The organism is Stutzerimonas sp. R40042 (genome assembly GCF_026642215.1).
Taxonomy (GTDB): Bacteria; Pseudomonadota; Gammaproteobacteria; order Pseudomonadales; family Pseudomonadaceae; genus Stutzerimonas; species Stutzerimonas frequens.
Genome location: NZ_CP113258.1, coordinates 2,688,224 through 2,705,728, shown reverse-complemented (window position 1 = coordinate 2,705,728; position 17,505 = coordinate 2,688,224). Strand labels below are relative to the sequence as shown.

The 17,505-nt window shown below is 62.5% G+C and carries 13 protein-coding genes, 1 tRNA gene and 1 pseudogene; 11 read left to right on the top strand and 4 right to left on the bottom strand.

Annotation, left to right across the window (positions count from 1 at the left end; genetic code table 11):
- Positions 1–24 precede the first annotated feature (24 nt).
- The 6 genes from rplT to OUY36_RS12645 all read left to right on the top strand — a co-directional run bounded on the left by rplT (position 25) and on the right by OUY36_RS12645 (position 4,789).
- The gene (gene rplT / locus OUY36_RS12670) at positions 25–381 is read left to right on the top strand and encodes a 50S ribosomal protein L20 (RefSeq protein WP_003282569.1); all 357 of its coding nucleotides are present in this window, start codon (positions 25–27) and stop codon (positions 379–381) included.
- 173 nt (positions 382–554) lie between these two features.
- Positions 555–1,571 carry a phenylalanine--tRNA ligase subunit alpha gene (gene pheS / locus OUY36_RS12665; RefSeq protein ID WP_267938170.1) on the top strand — a complete coding sequence of 339 codons (1,017 nt, stop codon included), beginning with the start codon at positions 555–557 and terminating at the stop codon, positions 1,569–1,571.
- Positions 1,572–1,607: 36 nt separating this feature from the next.
- Complete coding sequence (gene pheT / locus OUY36_RS12660; protein WP_267934516.1) at positions 1,608–3,986, top strand: phenylalanine--tRNA ligase subunit beta; 2,379 nt, start codon at positions 1,608–1,610, stop codon at positions 3,984–3,986.
- Between the two features lie 3 nt (positions 3,987–3,989).
- Complete coding sequence (gene ihfA, locus OUY36_RS12655; protein WP_003282572.1) at positions 3,990–4,292, top strand: integration host factor subunit alpha; 303 nt, start codon at positions 3,990–3,992, stop codon at positions 4,290–4,292.
- The gene (locus OUY36_RS12650) at positions 4,273–4,629 is read left to right on the top strand and encodes a MerR family transcriptional regulator (protein ID WP_063541047.1); all 357 of its coding nucleotides are present in this window, start codon (positions 4,273–4,275) and stop codon (positions 4,627–4,629) included. The genes ihfA and OUY36_RS12650 overlap by 20 nt, the downstream gene beginning before the upstream one ends.
- Positions 4,630–4,712: 83 nt before the next feature.
- A tRNA-Pro gene (locus OUY36_RS12645) sits at positions 4,713–4,789 on the top strand.
- A 92-nt stretch (positions 4,790–4,881) separates the two neighbouring features.
- Here the strand turns inward: OUY36_RS12645 and OUY36_RS12640 are convergent.
- Positions 4,882–5,262: pseudogene (locus OUY36_RS12640) on the bottom strand (tyrosine-type recombinase/integrase); the annotation flags it as partial.
- Between the two features lie 296 nt (positions 5,263–5,558).
- Between OUY36_RS12640 and OUY36_RS12635 the strand changes: the two are divergent.
- From OUY36_RS12635 to OUY36_RS12615, 5 genes are read left to right on the top strand one after another with little or no spacing between them, the layout of a single operon-like run.
- Positions 5,559–7,361 (top strand): thiamine pyrophosphate-requiring protein, encoded by a 1,803-nt coding sequence (locus OUY36_RS12635; RefSeq protein WP_267934514.1) that lies wholly within the window; start codon positions 5,559–5,561, stop codon positions 7,359–7,361.
- Positions 7,358–8,467: an enolase C-terminal domain-like protein gene (locus OUY36_RS12630; RefSeq protein ID WP_267934513.1), complete on the top strand. Its 1,110-nt coding sequence runs from the start codon at positions 7,358–7,360 to the stop codon at positions 8,465–8,467. Before OUY36_RS12635 ends, OUY36_RS12630 begins: the two co-directional genes overlap by 4 nt.
- 10 nt (positions 8,468–8,477) lie before the next feature.
- Positions 8,478–9,449, top strand: coding sequence for a hypothetical protein (locus OUY36_RS12625; protein WP_218276915.1), 972 nt, complete (start codon positions 8,478–8,480; stop codon positions 9,447–9,449).
- Complete coding sequence (locus tag OUY36_RS12620; protein ID WP_110778984.1) at positions 9,449–10,090, top strand: gluconate 2-dehydrogenase subunit 3 family protein; 642 nt, start codon at positions 9,449–9,451, stop codon at positions 10,088–10,090. The genes OUY36_RS12625 and OUY36_RS12620 overlap by 1 nt, the downstream gene beginning before the upstream one ends.
- Entirely contained in the window at positions 10,080–11,738 is a 1,659-nt protein-coding gene (locus OUY36_RS12615) for a GMC family oxidoreductase (protein ID WP_267934511.1), read from the top strand. The genes OUY36_RS12620 and OUY36_RS12615 overlap by 11 nt, the downstream gene beginning before the upstream one ends.
- 510 nt (positions 11,739–12,248) lie before the next feature.
- Here the strand turns inward: OUY36_RS12615 and OUY36_RS12610 are convergent.
- From OUY36_RS12610 to imuA, 3 genes are read right to left on the bottom strand one after another with little or no spacing between them, the layout of a single operon-like run.
- Positions 12,249–15,329 (bottom strand): error-prone DNA polymerase, encoded by a 3,081-nt coding sequence (locus OUY36_RS12610; RefSeq protein WP_267934509.1) that lies wholly within the window; start codon positions 15,327–15,329, stop codon positions 12,249–12,251.
- Complete coding sequence (locus OUY36_RS12605) at positions 15,326–16,738, bottom strand: Y-family DNA polymerase (protein WP_267934508.1); 1,413 nt, start codon at positions 16,736–16,738, stop codon at positions 15,326–15,328. The genes OUY36_RS12610 and OUY36_RS12605 overlap by 4 nt, the downstream gene beginning before the upstream one ends.
- A gap of 8 nt (positions 16,739–16,746) precedes the next feature.
- The gene (gene imuA, locus OUY36_RS12600; protein ID WP_267934507.1) at positions 16,747–17,364 is read right to left on the bottom strand and encodes a translesion DNA synthesis-associated protein ImuA; all 618 of its coding nucleotides are present in this window, start codon (positions 17,362–17,364) and stop codon (positions 16,747–16,749) included.
- Positions 17,365–17,505 lie beyond the last annotated feature (141 nt).

Genomic DNA, 17,505 nt, shown 5'->3' with positions numbered 1-17,505 from the left:
GGTCAAGACTCAGAGGAATAACTCATGGCTCGTGTTAAGCGTGGCGTCGTTGCCCGTCGCCGTCACAAGAAAATTCTGAAACTCGCCAAAGGCTACTACGGTGCGCGTTCTCGCGTATTCCGCGTTGCCAAGCAGGCGGTAATCAAGGCAGGCCAGTACGCCTACCGTGACCGCCGTCAGCGCAAGCGTCAGTTCCGCGCTCTGTGGATCGCCCGTATCAACGCCGGTGCTCGTGTCAACGGTCTGTCCTACAGCCGTTTGATCGCCGGTCTGAAGAAGGCGGCCATCGAGATCGATCGCAAGGTTCTGGCCGATCTGGCAGTGAACGAAAAAGCAGCCTTTGCTGCGATTGTCGAGAAAGCCAAAGCTTCTCTGGCTTAAGCCCCGGCAATCACGGATCTTCGGATTCGTTGTAAGTCATCGATAGGGGAAGAGCCTTGTGCTCTTCCCCTATTTCGTATCTGGAAGGGGCTTTTGCAAAAGTGCGCTTGGCGACAGCCTGCATGAGGCATCTAGCCAGTGCGGTTCTGCAAGAACCTCTGGAGGTTATGTACATGGAAAATCTGGATGCACTGGTCTCGCAAGCGCTAGAGGCCGTGCAACGAAGCGAAGACATCGGTGCCCTTGAGCAGGTCCGTGTTCAGTACCTTGGCAAGAAGGGCGAGCTGACTCAGCTGATGCAAACGCTGGGTAAGCTGTCTGCCGAAGAGCGTCCGCAGGCCGGCGCGTTGATCAACGCTGCCAAGAATCAGGTGCAGGATGTGCTCAATGCTCGCAAGGCCGATCTGGAACAGGCTGAGCTAGAAGCCAAGCTGGCTGCTGAGCGAATCGATGTAACCTTGCCGGGCCGCGGTGACGCGTCCGGCGGGTTGCATCCGGTGACCCGTACGCTGGAGCGAGTCGAACAGTTCTTCAGTCATATCGGCTACAGCGTTGCGGAGGGCCCAGAGGTTGAAGACGACTATCACAACTTCGAAGCGCTGAATATTCCGGGGCATCATCCCGCGCGGGCGATGCACGACACTTTCTACTTCAATGCCAACATGTTGCTGCGCACACACACTTCGCCCGTGCAGGTGCGCACCATGGAATCTCGCCAGCCACCAATTCGAATCGTATGCCCAGGCCGCGTCTATCGCTGCGACTCGGATATCACCCACTCGCCGATGTTTCATCAGGTCGAAGGTCTGCTGGTCGACGAAGGTGTCAGCTTCGCGGACCTCAAGGGAACTATTGAGGAGTTCCTCCGCGTGTTCTTTGAGAAGCCACTTGGCGTGCGCTTCCGTCCATCGTTCTTCCCTTTCACCGAGCCGTCTGCGGAAGTCGACATGCAGTGCGTGATGTGTAGCGGCAAGGGTTGTCGTGTCTGCAAGCAGACCGGCTGGCTCGAGGTCATGGGTTGCGGCATGGTGCATCCAAACGTATTGCGGATGTCGGGAATCGATCCGGAGCGCTATTCCGGTTTCGCCTTTGGCATGGGCGTCGAGCGCCTTTCCATGCTGCGTTACGGCGTCAATGATTTGCGCCTGTTCTTCGACAATGACCTGCGGTTCCTTGCGCAATTTCGCTAGTGCCGCCGACCGTCAACGCATATTTAGGAGAACAGGATGAAATTCAGTGAACAGTGGCTGCGGAGCTGGGTTAATCCGCAGGTTTCGCGTGAAGAGTTGGTTGCCCGCCTGTCCATGGTTGGGCTTGAAGTCGATGCCGTGACGCCGGTTGCAGGCAGCTTCAGTGGCGTGATCGTCGGCGAGGTGCTGGAAACAGCGCAGCACCCTGATGCCGACAAGCTCAGAGTTTGCCAGGTCAGCAACGGCAAGGAGACTTTTCAGGTGGTGTGCGGCGCGCCAAACGTGCGCCCTGGACTGAAGATTCCTTTCGCCATGATCGGGGCCCAGTTGCCGGGTGATTTCAAGATCAAAAAGGCCAAGCTGCGTGGCGTTGAATCCAACGGCATGCTGTGTTCTGAAACCGAGCTGCAGATAGGCAGCGACGACAGCGGTCTGATGGAGCTGGCAGCTGGTGCGCCGGTTGGTACAGATCTGCGCGAGTATCTCGGGCTCGATGATGTGTCTATTGAGATCGGTTTGACACCCAATCGTGGCGATTGCCTCTCTCTAGCCGGTTTGGCTCGGGAAGTCGGTGCTATCTATGGTGCCGAAGTGCGTCCGGTGGAAGTCGGCGTGGCCAATATCGCTCATGAAGATGTACGCCCGGTCGAGGTGTTGGCGCCGAAGGCATGCCCACGCTATCTCGGACGGGTAATCCGCAATGTCGACTTGTCGCGTCCGGCGCCTCTCTGGATGGTAGAGCGCCTGCGTCGCTCCGATATTCGCAGCATCGATGCGGTTGTCGATGTCACTAACTACGTGATGCTTGAGCTGGGTCAGCCGTTGCACGCATTCGATCTCGATGAGATCAAGGGCGGCATTCGGGTCCGTATGGCAGACGAAGGCGAAAAGCTGGTTCTGCTGGACGGCCAGGAGATCATCTTGCGCAGCGATACGTTGGTAATCGCCGACCATGAGCGACCGCTTGCTATCGCCGGGGTCATGGGGGGGGAACACAGCGGTGTGAGCGCCTCCACTCGCAGCATCTTTCTCGAAAGTGCGTTCTTCGACACCATCGCGTTGGCAGGCAAGGCGCGCTCATACGGCCTGCATACGGATGCCTCGCATCGCTTCGAGCGTGGCGTCGACTCGCAGCTTCCACGTCGTGCAATGGAGCGGGCGACCAATTTGCTCCTCGAAATCGTTGGTGGAGAGGCGGGCCCGATCGTCGAGGCGGTCAGCGAAGGTGATCTGCCAAATATTGCCCCGGTAACCCTACGTGCCGAGCGCATCAACCAGATGTTGGGGTTGGAGCTGGACCATGGCGAAGTAGTGCGCTTGCTGACCTCGCTGGGGCTCACCGTTGCACAGGAGGCTGAGGGGCGTTGTCAGGTTTCCGTTCCGAGTCATCGATTCGACATCAGCCTGGAGGTCGATCTGATCGAGGAACTGGGACGCCTGTACGGCTATGACCGTCTACCCGTACGTTACCCGCAGGCCCGTCTCGCTCCCGTTGCGAAGCCCGAAGCGCGTGCGGAGCTGCCATTGCTGCGACGTTTGTTGGTGGCGCGTGGTTATCAAGAAGCGATCACCTACAGCTTCATCGATCCCAAGCTGTTCGAGCTGTTCAGCCCTGGCGTGAAACCTTTGGAGCTGGCCAATCCGATTTCGGCAGATATGGCTGCAATGCGCGCATCGCTCTGGCCAGGGTTGGTCAAGGCATTGCAATACAACCTCAATCGACAGCAGTCGCGCGTTCGCCTGTTCGAGGCGGGGTTGCGATTTGTTGGTCAGCTGCCCGGGCTCGAGCAGGACGCCATGTTGGCAGGTGTGGTGACGGGTAGTCGTGAGCCCGAGGGTTGGGCGAATACCAGCGAAACGGTGGACTTTTTCGACGTCAAGGCAGATGTCGAAGCATTGCTCGCGTTTGCCGGCAACGCTGGCGCCTATCGTTTCGTGCCAGGTGAGCATCCAGCATTGCACCCAGGCCAAACCGCTCGGGTCGAACGTGATGGGCAGTTGGTCGGATTTGTTGGCAGTTTGCACCCCGAACTGGCGAGCACGTTGGGTATCGATCAGCCTGTCTATCTATTTGAGCTCAAGCTTGCTGAGATAGCCGAAGGGCGTATGCCGTCCTTCGCCGAGCTTTCGCGCTTTCCGGAAGTCCGTCGGGACCTTGCGGTTCTGGTCGGGCGTGAGGTGATGGCTCAGGACATACTGGACTGCATTCGCGTCGTCGCGGGCGCTAATCTGACCGACCTCAAGCTATTTGACGTCTATCAGGGAAAAGGTATTGATCCTCTTAGCAAAAGTGTGGCAGTCGGCTTGACCTGGCAGCACCCTTCGCGCACTCTAAACGACGATGAGGTGAACGAAACGATGCAGAAGATCCTCACCTCCTTGGAAGAAAGGTTCAATGCCACGTTAAGGAAATAGCGTATGGGGGCTCTGACGAAAGCTGAAATGGCGGAACGTCTATATGAAGAGCTGGGCTTGAATAAGCGCGAGGCCAAGGAACTGGTCGAGCTGTTTTTCGAGGAGATTCGTCAGGCGCTCGAGCACAATGAACAGGTCAAGCTATCCGGTTTCGGCAATTTTGACCTGCGCGACAAGCGACAGCGCCCAGGACGTAATCCTAAAACTGGAGAGGAAATTCCTATCACGGCACGTCGTGTTGTAACGTTCCGTCCAGGGCAGAAGCTCAAAGCCAGGGTCGAAGCATATGCTGGAACCAAGTCATAACGACGAACTCCCGACGATACCGGGCAAACGTTACTTCACTATCGGAGAGGTCAGCGAGCTCTGCGCGGTGAAGCCTCACGTTTTGCGTTATTGGGAGCAGGAATTCCCCCAGCTCAACCCAGTGAAGCGCCGTGGTAATCGACGTTACTACCAGCGTCAGGACGTCCTGATGATTCGTCAGATTCGTTCGCTTCTCTACGAGCAGGGCTTCACGATCGGAGGAGCCCGCCAGCGTATGTCAGGCGAGGAAGCACGGGAAGATACGACGCAGTACAAGCAACTGATCCGTCAGATGATCTCGGAGTTGGAAGAAGTCCTTCAGGTGCTCCGAAAGTAGCAAGGGGCATCGAAAAAACTTTCACATTTTCAGATGCTTAATGTATAGTTCTTCCCGCTTTCAGCAGTGCTGATAGCATTAGTCGGGGCGTAGCGCAGCCTGGTAGCGCACTTGCATGGGGTGCAAGGGGTCGAGTGTTCGAATCACTCCGTCCCGACCAAAATTCCCTAGAAAATCCAGTTGCTTAGCGGTGACTGGATTTTTTTTGTCCGGTCCGCGCGTGGCAGTGTGGGGACTTTTGGGGGGACTTTTTCATCCTGCCTTCCTCCTCAGTATCGTCAGCGCCGGTCCCCTCGAATCCGTCGCCGATATCTTGTTGGCCTCATCGATCAGCTTGCCCAGTTCGGCCGCCGAGTAGTGGCTGGTGATGCTGCCGTTCTTGTGACCCAACAGGACCTTCCTGTCTTCCTCCGTCACGCCTGCGGCGCGAAGCCTGCGACCGAACGTGTGCTTCAGGTCATGCACGCGGATTGATGCAAAACCCGCCGGAGCCGTTCGCTTGAAGCGCTGCTCGTACATCGCGGCCGCCCGTTTCCTTGCCTTGCGCCACGCCGAGTCGTTCATGCGATGCATCGCAGTGGCGTTGCCATCCTTGTCGGGCTGACCGTAGGGAAACGCCCATACCGGATCCAGTGGCTATCCTTCGCGCCGCGGCTTATCAAACGTCCATCCGGAAGATCGCTGGAACTAGTCGATGCTACCGGCATCGCAGAAAAACATCCCGTTTCGCGCGTCTGGGATCACTCCAGCTCGACAAAGGTGTCGCCGGGGACGTCGGCCGCTATGTCCGATGCACAGATGGTTGCTCGCCTGATTGCTCGCCGCATTTTCCGGCTCCGAGCCTTCCCAATGGGTACAAGCGCGAGCTGGCATGCCGATCCGCAGGAGACCGAGACAGCTAGGCGAAATGGCCAATAGAGGAGTAGATCATGAGTAGCATGACTGTCGGAGATTATCTTGTTGAACGGCTTTACCAGTGGGGCGTGCGGCGCATATACGGGTACCCTGGCGACGGCATCAACGGCGTACTCGGCGCACTGAATCGCGCCGGTGGCAAGATCCGCTTTATCCAGGCCCGACACGAAGAAATGGCCGCTTTCATGGCGTCGGCCGATGCGAAGTTCAGCGGTGGGCTGGGGGTCTGCCTGTCCACTTCCGGTCCCGGTGCCTCGCACCTGCTTACCGGCCTTTACGATGCGCGGCTTGATCACATGCCGGTGCTGGCGATCTGTGGCCAACAGGCGCGTACCGCGCTGGGTGCGCATTATCAGCAGGAGATCGATCTGTCCGCCATGTTTAAGGACGTTGCAGGCGCGTTCGTCCAGCAGGCGAGCGCGCCTGCACAGGTGCGCCATCTCGTCGACCGCGCGATCCGCACCGCCTATGGCGAACGCCGTGTGGCGGCGATTGTCCTGCCGAACGATCTGCAGGAAGCTGAATACACTGAGCCGCCGCGCTCGCACGGCGCGGTGAAATCCGGCATTGGCTACACCCGGCCCAAGATGGTGCCCTATGACGCCGACCTGCAGCGCGCCGCCGAGGTGCTCAATGCCGGCAAGAAAGTGGCCATCTTGGTCGGTGCTGGGGCGCTGGAGGCGACCGACGAAGTCATCGCAGTGGCCGAGAAGCTCGGCGCCGGCGCGGCCAAGGCGCTGCTCGGCAAGGCGGTGCTGCCGGACGACCTGCCCTGGGTCACCGGCTCCATCGGGCTGCTCGGGACCGAGCCGAGCTACAAACTGATGACCGAGTGCGACACCTTCCTGATGATCGGCTCGGGCTTCCCCTATTCCGAATTCCTGCCCGAGGAAGGCCAGGCGCGCGGCGTGCAGATCGACATCAAGGCCGACATGCTGAGCATCCGCTACCCGATGGAGGTGAACCTCCAGGGGCAATCTACGGAGACCCTCCGCGCACTGCTGCCCTTGCTCAAGGAAAAGACCGACCGCAGTTGGCGGCAGCAGGTCGAGAAATGGCGCGGTAAATGGGAGGAAGAGCTGGAAGAGCGGGCCATGGCCACCGCCAACCCGATCAACCCGCAGCGTGTGGCTTGGGAACTGTCGCCGCGCCTGCCGGACCAGGCCATCATCACCAGCGACTCGGGTTCCTGCGCCAACTGGTTCGCTCGTGACATCAAGATCCGTCGCGGCATGATGTGCTCGCTATCGGGCGGCCTGGCCTCGATGGGTGCCGCGGTGCCCTATGCCATCGCTGCCAAGTTCGCCTATCCGGACCGCCCCGTGGTGGCTTTGGTCGGCGATGGCGCCATGCAGATGAACAACATGGCCGAACTGATCACCGTCGCCAAATACTGGAAGGAATGGCCCAGCTCCAAGTGGATCTGCTGCGTGTTCAACAACGAAGATCTCAACCAGGTGACCTGGGAACAGCGCGTGATGGAAGGCGACCCGAAGTTCGAGGCCTCGCAGAACATCCCGGACGTGCCCTATCACAAGTTCGCCGAGTCGATCGGCTTAAAGGGCATCTTCTGTGATCGCGAGGACGGCGTCGCCGCCGCCTGGGAACAAGCGCTGGCAGCTGACCGACCGGTATTGCTGGAGTTCAAGACCGACCCTAACGTGCCGCCGCTGCCGCCCCATATCAAGCTGGAGCAGGCCAAGGCCTATGCCTCGGTATTGCTGCATGGCGACCCGGATCAGGGCGGCATCATCAAGCAGACCGCCAAGCAGGTGCTCGGCTCCGTGATGCCAGGGCACCACAAGGAAGAAAAGTGACGTTCCGGCCTGGCACCACCATCCGCACCTTGCGCGTGGCGGCCTACCGGATCCCGACCGATGCGCCCGAAGCCGACGGTACTTTCCAGTGGAACGCCACCACTTTGGTGGTGGTGCAGATCGAGGCCGGAGGTGAGACCGGCCTGGGCTACACCTATGCCGACGCGTCGCTGGTTCAGCTGATCGAGGGTCACTTTCGCGATTTGCTCGAAGGGGCGGACGCGTTCTCTATCGGCCAGATCAACGAGCGGCTCTGGGCCAGCGTACGCAACCTGGGCCGCTCCGGGCTCGCCGCCTGCGCCATATCGGCGGTGGACACGGCACTCTGGGACCTCAAGGCGCGACTACTCGACCTGCCTCTGGTGCAGCTGCTGGGCGCCCGCCGCGAGCGCATCCCCGTGTACGGGAGTGGTGGCTTTACCGGCTATGACGACACCCGGCTTCAAGAGCAGCTTGGCCAGTGGGTCCACGAGGACGGCTGTCGCTGGGTGAAGATGAAGATCGGCGCCGATGTGCCAGGCGATGCCGAACGTGTCGGCGCAGCGCGCGAGGCAATTGGCGAGGCCGGGCTGTTCATCGATGCCAACGGCGCTCATACGCCGCGAAGTGCCATCGCCTTTGCGCATCGTGTGGCTGAGCAGCAGGTCGGCTGGTTCGAGGAGCCGGTCAGCTCGGATGATCTGGTCGGGCTGCGCGAGGTTCGCCAGGCGCTGGATGCCAGCGGCCAGGCCATGGAGGTGGCGGCTGGCGAGTATGCCTATACGCCGGATGATTTCCGTCGCCTCGCTGAAAATGGCGTGGTAGACGTGCTGCAGGCGGACCTGACGCGCTGCGGCGGTGTAACCGGATTCCTCCAGGCGGCAGCGGTATGCGAGGCCTTCCATCTCGACCTTTCGGCACACTGCGCACCAGCGTTGCACCTGCACATTGGCTGCGCGGCGCCTCGCTTTCGTCATCAGGAATGGTTCCACGACCATGTGCGGCTGGAATCGATGCTGTTCGAAGGGGCTCCGCTGTTAAAGGATGGCCATATCGCACCCGACCTGACGCGCCCTGGCCACGGACTGCGGCTGCGTGAGGCGGATGCCCGGCGCTACATCATCTGACGGAGGACCCATGGTTTCACGCACGCAACTCAGGGTGCTGGCTGTTGGCGCGACCACTGCTCTGGGGATCGCTGCGTTGAGCTGGCAAAAGCATGAGAAACGCAGTCGTGGTCTGCTGTTCACCCCGAGCCAGGGCACCATGGTCGACGCTGCGCGCACACTGAATCGCGGTGCCGGCTTGCTGGCCACCTCGGTGGCGCTGGACAGCGCACTGGAACACTACCGCGGCGACTTCCAGAACCGTGCCATGTACACGCCGCTGATCATCTCCACACTGTCGCTGCTGGCCAGCGGTCAAGGCCAGCAGGATCCGGACGCCATGCTCAGCAAGGTGCGGGACCCTATCTACATACTGACAGGGCTGACCGGGCTCGCCGGTGCAGGCTTTCATCTTTACAACGTGACCAAGCGACCCGGAGGCATGAGCTGGAGCAACCTTTTTTACGCAGCGCCACTCGGCGCGCCCGCCGCGTTGGTGCTCTCCGGGCTGCTCGGTTACTACAGCGAGCAATTGCGCAACACGAGTAGCGATGCCGCGCCGCGTGTCTTGGGCCTGCCGGCCGGCAAATCCGTCGCGTTGATGGCCGCTGCGGGGCTGCTCGGCACCACCGCCGAAGCCGGGCTGCTGCACTTTCGCGGCTCGTTTCAAAACCCGGCCATGTACCTGCCGGTGACTGCACCTCCGCTGGCCGCTGGCCTGTTGGCAGCCAGCGCCCTGAGCAGTCCACGACGCCAGCGGCTGCGCTGGTTGTCACGCCTGATCCTGCGCTTTACCGCCTTTATGGGGTTCGCCGGTGCCGGTTTCCATGCCTTGGGCCTCGCCCGCAACAACGGTGGTTGGCGCAATTGGCGACAGAACTTGCAGGCCGGCCCACCCCTGCCGGCGCCGCCGAGCTTCACCGGCCTCGCGCTGGCGGGGCTGGCAGCGCATTCGCTGCTGGATGAAGAAAGGGAACTGGCCCAATACCGATGGTGGAAATGATGACCAACCGTTATCCCGACTACGACGTGTTGCGCAAACGCCAGGGGCCGTCCTGGAACGAGCCGAGCCGTCAGGTCGTCGATCGACGCCTGGCCGTGCCGCCCGAGAATCACTTTTTCAGCGTGACGCAGCGACGCACGTTGCAGGCGTTATGTGATCGCATTGTCCCTCAGCCAACGGATCGACCACCGATACCTGTCGCCGCGCTGGTGCAGCTCAAGGTCGCCGAAGGACGTGGCGATGGCTACCGTGACGTGCGTTTGCCACCGCTGCAACAAGCCTGGCCGCTCGGTCTCGACGCGCTCGACAGCGAAGCGCGGCAGCGGCACGGACACTGCTTTGCAGAGCTGGCCGCAGCAGAGCAGGACGCAATGATCGCCGCCATGCAGCGCGACGAGCTGCAAAGCGATGCCTGGCGTGGACTTCCTGCAGCCGCCTTCTTCAGCCATCGTGTGGTGCACGACATCAGCGCTGCCTATTACAGTCACCCGACCGCCTGGAACGAACTTGGCTTTGGCGGGCCGGCCAGTCCACGCGGCTACGTGCGCCTCGCCGAGGACAGTCGCGACAGCTGGGAAGCCGCCGAAGCCCATCCTGGCAGGGAAGCCACGGCACGGAAACTGAACCGCCATGTCCGCTGATCGCTGGTTCGATGCCCTCCATACCCCACGCGGCCGCCATGGTCAGGCACCGGATGTGTTTCGCCGCGGCGGCTGGGTGCCAATGCGCGAATATCCTCAGCACGAGGCGGTTGATTTCGCCATCGCCGGAACTGGAGCCGGTGGTGGGACGCTGGCGTGCAAGCTCGCCGAGGCCGGCTTCTCGGTGGTCGCCTTCGATGCCGGTGCGTGGTGGCGACCACTGGAAGAGTTCGCCTCAGATGAAGCGCACCAGGAGAAGCTCTTCTGGACCGACGAGCGTCTGTGCGACGGGGAGAATCCACTCAAGCTCGGCACCAACAACAGCGGCAAATCGGTTGGCGGCAGCACGGTGCACTTCGCCATGGTCTCGCTGCGCATGCGTCCGGAGTGGTTCAAGTCGCGTTCGCTGCTGGGCTATGGCTTCGACTGGCCTATCGGCTGGCAGGAGATGTGGCATTACTACGAAGAAGTTGAGCAGGCCCTGAAGATCGCCGGCCCGGTGCGCTACCCCTGGGGACCGAAGCGCCCCCGCTACCCTTATCGACAGCATGAGGTGAACGCCTCCGGTCTGGCACTGGCCAAGGCCTGCGAAGCGATGGGCGTGGCCTGGGCGCCGACACCGCTGGCGACCCTTTCGGCGCCGCGCGATAACGCACCACCCTGTGTCTACCGCGGCTTCTGTGTCACCGGCTGCTCCACCAACGCCAAGCAGAGCGTGCTCAACACCTGGATTCCGCGGGCATTGAAAGCCGGCGCAGAGATCCGCGATCTGGCGATGGTCGGGCGCATCGAAACGGGCAGCGATGGGCTTGTCAGCGGCGTGCATTACCAGCGCGACGGCGAGTGGCGCTTCCAGCATGCCCGTCATGTCATCGTCGCCGGCTATGCCATCGAGACGCCCCGGCTGTTGCTCAATTCGGCCAACGCACACTACCCGGACGGGCTTGCCAATAGCAGCGGACTGGTCGGCAAGAACCTCATGGTGCATAACAACCAGGCGGTATGGGGCGAGGTCGACGAGGAAATACGCTGGTACAAGGGGCCACCCTCACTGGCGATCACCGAGCACTGGAACTACGAAGATCGCGGCAAGAACTTCCATGGCGGCTACGCCATCATGAGCCAGGGCCCGCTGCCCGCCGCCTGGGCCGCGACCCAGACCGGCAATCGTGGCCTCTGGGGTCAGGCATTGGTGGACGAAATGCAGAAGTACAACCATCAGGTGGGGCTAAAGATCGTCGGCGAGACGCTGCCGCAGGAACGCAACCGGGTCACCCTGGCGGACGAGAAGGATCAGTATGGCCTGCCGATTGCCCGCGTCACCTGGTCAATGGGCGACAACGACCAGCGACTGGTCGAACATGCCGTGGACTTCATGCGCTGCGGCCTCAACGGCATGGGCGCGCGCAACATATGGAGCGAAGCGGACGGCACCGCGCATTTGATGGGCACCGCACGCATGGGGTTCGATCCGGCGACCAGCGTGGTGGATGCCGACTGCCGCAGCTGGGACATACCAAACCTGTGGATCTGCGACGGATCGGTGTTTCCTACGTCAGGCGGGGTGAACCCGTCGTTGACGATTCAGGCCATCGCCTGCCGCACGGCTGATCGCATTCGCCAGTTGTCGGCGAGGGGCGAATTATGACGGGCTGGGCGTTGCCGGGTGTGAAGTCAGATTGCTCGCGGAGGAGGGAGTGCGTTGTCACCCTTCTGTCGGTTGTCCGATGCAAGACAAAACTGTAATGCGTGGGTCGTCCGTACAAACCCTGATTCGAAGGTGCTCCGATGAAGCTCTACTAATACGATCATTGCCCATTCAGTGCGCGCGTACGCATGGCCCTGAATACAAGGGCATCGAGGCCGAAAGGGTGGTGCTACCGGCCGATGACGAGCAGACCCTCACAGGTCTGAGCGGCAAGCACCGGATACCGGTGCTGGTGCGAAAGCGATGATCTGGTGTGTCCGCGACCGGGCGCGCCCACCACTCCAGGCCGGCTCCTGGACGATTGATTGGTTTGATCCAGGAGACCACCCTGACCGCTCGCCGACACCGGCGAAGTTGAGTAGGACTACAGCACGGGGCCGCCGTAGCAATGTGCGTGATTAGCTCTGGATACAGCAGGCTGGTGCCACGGACTTCAGGGCGAAGAGAGGACTATTGAAAATCCCGGCTGCGCACATCAAGCCCGGTGAGCAGGGGCGTGAGGTCGCTCAAGCGGCCGGCAATGAGGTGTCGTACATTGCTGGCTGACTCCAGATGGCCATCCACGCGAAGCAGTTGCGACTGGATCAAGGGCCGCCTCTGGCGCTCGGCCAGGTCGCGCCAGACCACCACATTGACCATGCCGAACTCGTCTTCCAGGGTGACGAAGATGACGCCGCTGGCGGTCTGTGGGCGTTGTCGGCCGATCACCAAGCCTGCAACGCTGACCGGGCGGCCATGCTCGATTGTGGCCAGTTCCCGTGAGCTGCGACAGCGCCGGGCTTTCAATTCTTCCCGCAGCAAGGCCAGGGGATGCGGTCCCAGTGTCGTGCCGAGGGTCGCGTAGTCGTTGAAAAGGTCTTCGCTCACCGAAGGCAGTGGCAGGTTGATGGAGGTTTCCTCCGGTGCGGGCAGGCTGGCGAACAGCGGCAGCTGTGGTTCGATTCCGGCGACTGCCCAACGCGCTCGATGTCGATGGCCGGCCAGGCCGCGCAGGGCGCCGGCATCGGCGAGCTGCTCACGCGCACGCGGTTCGAGCTCGGCGCGCAGGCACAGGTCATGGATGTCCGTGAATGGCTGGCGTAGGCGTGCGGCTTCGATGCGCTGGGCATCGGCTTCCCGAAAGCCGCGCACCATGCGTAGCCCCAGGCGGATTGCCGGTTGTTCCTGGTGGCATGGCTCGAGGCTGCAATCCCAGCCGCTGTAGCGAGCGTCCACCGGGCGGATTTCCAGCCCGTGGCGGCGGGCGTCCTGGAGAATCTGGTCGGGGTTGTAGAAGCCCATCGGCCAGCTGTTGATCAGCGCGCAGGCAAATGCCGCCGGTTCGTGGCACTTCAGCCAGCTGCTGGCATAGGTGAGCAGGGCAAAACTCGCCGCGTGCGATTCGGGAAAACCGTAGCTGCCGAACCCTTTGATCTGCTCGAAGATCCGCGCGATGAAGTCGGGCTGGTAGCCTTTGGCGAGCATTCGCTCGGTCAGTCGCACGCGGTGGGGCTCCAGGCTGCCGTGACGCTTCCAGGCGGCCATGGCACGGCGCAGTTTGTCGGCCTCGTCTGGCGTGTATTCGGCCGCCACGATCGCCAGTTCCATCACCTGTTCCTGAAAAAGGGGCACGCCAAGGGTGCGTTCGAATACCGGTTTCAGTTCTTCGGACGGGTAATCCACCTTTTCTTCATTGTTACGTCGACGCAGGTAAGGATGCACCATGTCGCCCTGGATCGGCCCGGGGCGGACGATGGCAACCTGGATGACCAGATCGTAGAAGGTCTTGGGACGCAGGCGCGGCAGCATGGCCATTTGCGCCCGCGATTCGATCTGAAAGACGCCGATAGTGTCGGCCCGACTGATCATCTCGTAGGTGGGCTTGTCCTCCGCGGGCAGCGTGGCGAGGGTCCAGCGCGTACCGCGATAGTGTTCGATCAGGTCGAAACAGCGACGTATCGCGCTGAGCATGCCCAGTGCCAGCACGTCGACCTTGAGCAGACCGACCGCATCGAGATCGTCCTTGTCCCACTGAATCACCGTGCGGTCGGCCATGCTGGCATTCTCGATCGGCACCAGAGTATCGAGCGGTTGCTCGGAGATCACGAAACCGCCAGGGTGCTGGGAAAGATGGCGAGGAAAACCGATGAGCGCCTTGGTCAGCACCAGGACCCGGCGCAGAACCGGATTGTCCGGGTCGAAGCCGGCCTCGCGCAGTCGCGAGTCGTCGGGTATGTGCTCACTCCAGCGTCCACAGCAGCCGGCCAGGGCGTTGATCTGATCCGGCGGCAGGCCCAGCGCCTTGGCGACATCCCGCAGGGCGCCGGTGGCGCGGTAGCTGCTGGCGACGGCGGTGAGGGCGGCGCGATTACGCCCGTAGCGTTGAAAGACGTACTGGATGACCTCCTCGCGGCGGTCGTGCTCGAAATCCACGTCGATATCGGGCGGCTCGTTGCGCTCGCGGGAGAGGAAACGCTCGAACAACAGTTTGCTGCGTACCGGGTCGAGTTCGGTGATGCCCAGCACGAAGCAGACGCTCGAGTTGGCCGCCGAGCCGCGACCCTGGCAGAGAATGCCCCGCTCGCGGGCAAAGCGGACGATGTCATGCACGGTCAGGAAATAGCTTTCGTAATGCAGGTCGGCGATCAGCTCCAGTTCATGTTCGAGCTGCGCGCGGGCCTTTTCCGGGATGCCGTCCGGCCAGCGCCAGCGTGCGCCATCCTCGACCAGCTTGCGCAACCATGAGGTGGTGTCATGTCCAGGCGGGACCAGTTCGTGGGGGTAGTGATATTTCAGCTGGTCGAGCTGGAAATGGCAGCGCTGGCTGATGCGAAGGGTTTCGGCAAGCAGTGCGGCTGGATAGAGCTGGGCCAGCTCCTCGCGCGACCGCAGGTGGCGTTCGCCATTGGGAAAGAGGTGGCATCCGGCCTCGGCGACCGGCAGATGGTGGCGGATGGCGGTCATGCAGTCCTGCAATGCCCGGCGACCGCGGGCATGCATGTGCACGTCGCCACAGGCCACGGCGGGTATGCCCAGGCGTGAAGCCTGGGTCAGGGATTGCCGCAGCTGCAGCGCGTCGTCCGGCCCCCGATGCAGTTCGATGCCGAGCCAGAGGCGATCGCGAAAGTGCTCGAGCAGCCATCGACCTTCGGTGTCGGCACTATCGTGGCCGGGCAGCCAGATCGCCAGCAGCCCCTCTAGCGACCATTCGCTCAGGTCTTTGCGCAGCGCCTGGTAACGACCTTTTTCGGTCCGCCGGCGGGCACGGGTGATCAGCTGGCACAAGGCCTGGTAGCCGATCAGGTTTTCTACCAGCAAGACCAGTTTGGGCCCCTCTTCGATCTGCACCTCGCTGCCGATGATCAGCGGCAGACCGGTGTCCTTCGAGGCCTGCCAGGCGCGCACGATACCGGCCAGGCTGCATTCATCGGTGATCGCCAGAGCGTCATAGTCCTGGCGCTTGGCGCGCTCGAAGAGTTCGCGCGCGCTGGATGCTCCCCGCTGGAAGCTGAAGTTGGACAGGCAGTGCAGCTCGGCATATTCGGCGTTCATGCGAACCAGCCGTGCAGCAGCAGCGGCCCGCCGGTAAGGGCGCGAAACGCCCAACCCTGTTGGCCGGTAGTGGTTTGCACCCGATAGTAGTCGCGCCGCGCGTCGGCACCATCCCACCAGCCGGACTCGATGCGCTCGGGGCCAGCCAGGGTGAGCAGACCCTCTTCGCGTAAGGGCTGCGGGGTGCTCAGCAGCCAGCCGGGGCGCAACCCCACGTGAGGCAATGGCTCGGTGTGGGCGAGGCTGTTTTCCCGCCAGGCGCATTCCGGGCGGTGGTCCGCTCGTGCGCTTAGCGAGACCACGGCATTGTCGCCCAGTCGGGCGCGGAGGCGTTCGCGCAGTTGCTCCCAGGGCACATTCTGTTGCGGGCGCTCGTCGAACAAGGCCTGATGGGCCGGCGTGAAGGCTGGCAGATCACGAGCCAGCAGACGCACGGCCAGGACGGGGGCCGGCAGTTGCAGGTGCTCGAGGCGGCCACGGGTCAGTTCGAACAGCATGGCGGGCTCGCGTTCGGTACTGAGCAGGCCGACCGGCACCTCGCTGTCGGGCAGGGTGCGATGTTCCAGGTACAGACTGAAACGCTGGACGCCGCTGTCCCGCCCGGCGAGAAAGGCGGCCAAGTCTGCGGTCAGTCTGCGCAATGGAAACAGCAGAGCCTGGTGGGACTCGACCTCGAAATTCAGTTCGATGCGGGTGTCGAAGACATCCGGCGGGCGGTAGAACTCCAGAGGCAGCGGCCGATGCCCGAGCAGGGTGTCGAGCTGGGCCAGCACTTCGGCCGGAAAGCGTCTGGCCAGGCTGTCGCGCGGCAGGGCGAGCAGTTGATGAAGATGGCGCAGGCCCATGCGTACCAGCGATGTGCTGACTTCACGGGGCAGGCCGAGGCGCTCTATCGGCAGTACCCCGAGCGCCTGATGCAGCGTGGCTGTATCGGTTACGGCCAGCCCGTCGTGGGCATTGGCAAGGATGCGCGCGGCCGCCGGGTTGGGTGCCAGGGTGATGCGGTGGCGGAAGCCCAGGGCCGTGAGCTCGTCGCGCAGGCGCGTCTCGAATCGTGGCCAGGGGCCGAACAGGCCGAGGCTGGAATGCACCTCCAGCAGCAAGCAGCGCGGGTAGTGCAGGCTGACCTGGGCACTGTAGCCGTAACCCCAGGCCGCCAGGAACTGCTGCCAGCGTTCGATCACCAGCGGGTCGTAATCGGCGGTGACGAAGTCGTGGGTCAATGCCTGGGCTGCGACCAGCGATTGCCCTGGCTTGAGGCCGAGCTTGCGGGCGGCGGTGTTGACGGCCTGCAGCACGCGGCGCTGTGGCGGGCCGGCGAGTAGAACCAGTGGTGCGGCGGCATCGTCGCGGTGGCGCAGGATGCCGTCCATGGCCAGTTGCGGCAGCAGAATGCAGGCCCAGAGCATCGTCACACCTATTGCCAAGCGCTGGCCGGTAGCGACCGGGCCGGAGCCAGGCCACCGCGGCACTTGATGACACGCAACTGCACCGGCTGTGCCTCGAGGGTCAGGCGCAATGCCGCAGGCGACGGATTTTCCGCTTCGCGCAGCGGGCGATAGGCAAAGGCCAGGGTCTGGCCGGTTTCGGCGGCTATCTGCAGTCGCCGCAGAGCGCGGTCATCGGCCTGTCGCGGCCAGCACAGCACGGCGGCGCAACTGCCGGAGCGCAGGCACTGTTCGGCGCTCCACAAGGCATCGCGGTCCTTGGCCTGGACGATGACCAGATGGCGCAGATCCACTCCAGCCGCAAGCCAGGCCTGGGGGCAGAGGCGATGGGGTGGGGCGACCAGCACGACACGTTCACCGGCGCGGGTCAGCCTGGCGAGGGTCGGCCACAGCAGGCGCAGTTCGCCGATACCGGGGGCTGCGAAAAGGATCTCGCTGAGCGCCGAATCCGGCCAGCCGCCAGCGGGCAGGAGCGCATCCAGCATGGCATGCCCGGTCGGTTGGGTGGCCTTAGGGGATGCAACGGCCTGGCCACGCCAGATGCGACGTGCATCCAGCAGGCGGTCTAGGGCGACCACGGAAGACATGAAAGAAACATCCAAAAATACTGTATATAGATACAGTATTAGGCTGTCATGCACTGGTCAAGCTGACCCGGATAGGCGCGCGCATTCGGCGATCTGGCGTCAGGGCGCGCGCCGCTATTCGATTGGAACCGGCGTGGCCTA